Here is a 3,236-nt window from a genome sequence, read left to right on the forward strand (position 1 = left end):
CATCGGGTGAACGGGCTTTGCAGGGGGCCGGGGCAACCGGCAGCCACTAGTGGAGCGCCGAATCGTAGCGCCCAGTTCTTACGAACCGTAAAGCCCGGGTAAAGCAGGCGTTGCGCGCATGCATCCGGCGCTTGCGAATTGCAACTGGCGCTGCCTGGATGCAGTTCGTCGCATGCCCGTGGCGGGCCCCGGGAGCGGCCGGCAAAGTCCTCCCATCGATTCAATTTCCACCCCTTCCGGAGAACCATGATGCAGATGCTCACCCAGATCCTGACCCACACCCCGCGCTGGGTGTTCGTGCTCTTCGCGCTGCTCGTGTGGCTCGGCATGCGGCAGATGTTCGCGAGCGCCATGAGCCTGACGCGCGTCACGCTGATGCCGCTGGCCATGACCGGCCTGTCCTTCTACGGCATCGTGTCGGCCTTCGGTGATGCGCCGGTCGCCCTGATCGGCTGGGCCGGGGCCGCCACCGCCGCGCTGCTGACGGTGCAGCGCTGGCCGCTGCCGGCCTCGGCACGCTACGACGTTGCGGCCCGCCGCTTCCACCTGCCGGGCAGCGCGGTGCCGCTGGCGCTGATGATGGGCATCTTCTTCACCAAGTACACCGTGGGCGTGCTGGTGGCGATGCACCCGCAGTTGCCGCTGCACACCGGCTTCGCGCTCGGCATCGGCCTGCTCTACGGCGCCTTCAGCGGTGTCTTCGCGGCCCGGGCGCTCAGGCTCTGGAAGCTGGCGATCCGCGAGGACCGTGCCGGCTTCCCGGCCGCGCAAGCCTAGGATGGCACCCGCCCCGTTCGCTCTCTTCTTCCGCAAGAATCGCTCATCCATCGAGGACATGACCATGAACGACCGCACCTCCTCCGAAGGCGACCGCATCGAACGCCTCGCCCGCCGCCGCGCCGGCGCCAAGATGGGCTGGTACATCCATGCCACCGTCTACCTGCTGGTCAACGTCTTCCTCGTCGTGCTGGCCAGCTCGCGCGGCCACAACTGGGCCATGTATCCCCTGCTGGGCTGGGGTCTGGGCCTGATGATCCACGGTGCCGTGGTGTTCTTCGTGGCGCCGGGCGGCAATCTTTACGACCGCATGCTCGAACGCGAACGCCGCGCGCTGCGCGGCGAGGAAAACCGGTGAGCGAAACCCGGGTGTCGCGCACGCCCGTCGAGCACCTGCGCGACGTGCTGCGCCACGGGGTCTCGACGGCGGTGTTCTGCTGCGTCATCGCGGCGGCGATGGCGGTGTCGGGCCGGGGCACCTGGGGTTCGCAAGTGGTCTACTCGCTGGCCATCGGCGGCATCGCCTGGCTGGTGATCGACCTGGGCCGCATCGCGATGGCCGGCAACGACCCCGCGCCCTGGCCGCTGGGCTGGCGTGGAGTCGCCTTGATCGTCTTCGGGATCGTGACGGGCTTCCTGGGCGGCAATGCCATCGGCGACGCCTGGCACGGTCGGCCGATATTGGAATTCGTGCACTTCTCACCCGACAAGTTCGCGTCCACGCTGCTGATCACCGCCGGCACCAGCATCGTCATCTGCTACTACTACTACAGCCGCGGCAAGAGCAAGTATCTCGAAGGCGAGATCGCCATGGCCCAGCGCGACGCCACCGACGCGCGGCTCAAGGTGCTCGAAACCCAGCTCGAGCCGCACATGCTCTTCAACACGCTGGCCAACCTGCGCGTGCTGATCGCCACCGATCCGCCGCGGGCCATCGAAATGCTCGACCGACTCAACAGCTACCTGCGCGTCACGCTCGCCGGCTCGCGTGCGCTGGCCCATCCGCTGGCGGCGGAGTTCCAGCGGCTGGGCGACTACCTTGCGCTGATGGCCGTGCGCATGGGGCCGCGGCTGCACTATCGCCTGGAGCTGCCGGACGACCTGCGCGAGGTGCCGGTGCCGCCGCTGCTGTTGCAGCCCCTGGTGGAAAACGCCATCCGCCATGGTCTGGAGCCCCAGGTCGAGGGCGGCGAGATCGCGGTCCTGGCCCGGCGCGAAGGCGGGCAACTGCACATCGAGGTGCGCGACACCGGCGTAGGCATCGGCACCGACAACTGGCGCGAGCCGCCGACCGCGCCGGGAGACGGCGGCTTCGGCCTGTCCCAGGTGCGCGAGCGGCTCGCCACGGTGTACGGCGCAGACTCGCAATTGCGCCTGGCGCCCGGGCCTTCCGGCGGCACGGTCGCCGCCCTCAACCTGCCCCTTTCAGCATGAACGCCACCGCCCTCATCGCCGAAGACGAACCCCTCCTGGCGCAGGCCCTGCGCGCCGAACTGGCCGCTGCCTGGCCCGAGCTGCAGATCGTGGCCATGGTGGCCGACGGCCGCAGCGCCGTGCGCGAGGCGTTGCAACTGCTGCCGCAGGTGCTGTTCCTCGACATCCGCATGCCGGGCCAGGACGGCCTGGCCGCGGCCGCCGAACTGGCCGATGCCTGGCCGGCCGACGAAGCGCCGATGCCGCAGCTGGTGTTCGTGACTGCCTACGACGAATACGCGGCCCGCGCCTTCGACGCCCAGGCGATCGACTACGTGCTGAAGCCGGTGCAGCCCGAGCGGCTGCGGCGCACCGTCGCGCGCCTGCAACAGGTGCTGGAGCCCGCGCAGCCCGGCGTGCCGCCTGCGCCCGACGAGGCCCTGGCCGGCACCTTGGCGCAATGGCGCCAATTGCTGGCCGCGGCCGGCGGCGGTGCCCTGCCCGGCACCGCGGGCGCTCAGCCGCTCAAGCTCATCGCCGCCAGCGAGGCCGGCAGCGCCGGCAATACCGTGCGCATGGTGCCGATCGACGAGGTGAAGTATTTCGAGGCGGCCGACAAATACGTGCGGGTGCTGACCGGCGGCCAGGAATACCTGATCCGGACCCCGCTCAAGCAACTGCTGCCGCAGCTCGATCCCCAGCAGTTCTGGCAGGTGCACCGCGCGACGGTGGTGCGCAGCGATGCCATCGAGTCGGTGCATCGCGACGAGGCCGGCAAGCTGCACCTGGTGCTGCGCGGCCGCGACGAAAAAATTCCGGTGAGCCGCTTGTACGCCCACCTGTTCAAGGCCATGTAGCACGGCCGCACGCGCATCGAGCGCCCAAGAAAAAACCGGCCTCGAGAGGCCGGTTCGTTCTGTGACAGCAATCGACGTCTGTCGCTCGCCGAATCAACGCCAGTGGCGATGGGGGCGATAGTAGCCCGGAGGCGGCCCATAGTACGCCGGCGGCGGGCCGTAGTACACGGGGGCCGGGCGGTAGTACAC

At 69.3% G+C, this 3,236-nt stretch carries 4 protein-coding genes; all 4 read left to right on the forward strand.

The genetic code is table 11. The annotated features are described in order from the left end of the window. The first annotated feature begins 249 nt into the window (after positions 1-249). Positions 250-777: a DUF6622 family protein gene (locus B0W80_RS33855; RefSeq protein WP_306171895.1), complete on the forward strand. Its 528-nt coding sequence runs from the start codon at positions 250-252 to the stop codon at positions 775-777. A gap of 64 nt (positions 778-841) precedes the next feature. Further along, entirely contained in the window at positions 842-1,135 is a 294-nt protein-coding gene (locus B0W80_RS33860; protein ID WP_143684911.1) for a 2TM domain-containing protein, read from the forward strand. Then, positions 1,132-2,211, forward strand: a complete 1,080-nt coding sequence (locus tag B0W80_RS33865; RefSeq protein ID WP_077003516.1) for a sensor histidine kinase — start codon at positions 1,132-1,134, stop codon at positions 2,209-2,211. The genes B0W80_RS33860 and B0W80_RS33865 overlap by 4 nt, the downstream gene beginning before the upstream one ends. Beyond that, a complete protein-coding gene (locus B0W80_RS33870; protein WP_077003517.1) occupies positions 2,208-3,047 on the forward strand; it encodes a LytTR family DNA-binding domain-containing protein in 840 nt (279 codons plus the stop codon). Before B0W80_RS33865 ends, B0W80_RS33870 begins: the two co-directional genes overlap by 4 nt. Positions 3,048-3,236: the final 189 nt, after the last annotated feature.

This window comes from Variovorax sp. KK3 (genome assembly GCF_001984055.1).
Classification (GTDB): Bacteria; Pseudomonadota; Gammaproteobacteria; order Burkholderiales; family Burkholderiaceae_C; genus Variovorax.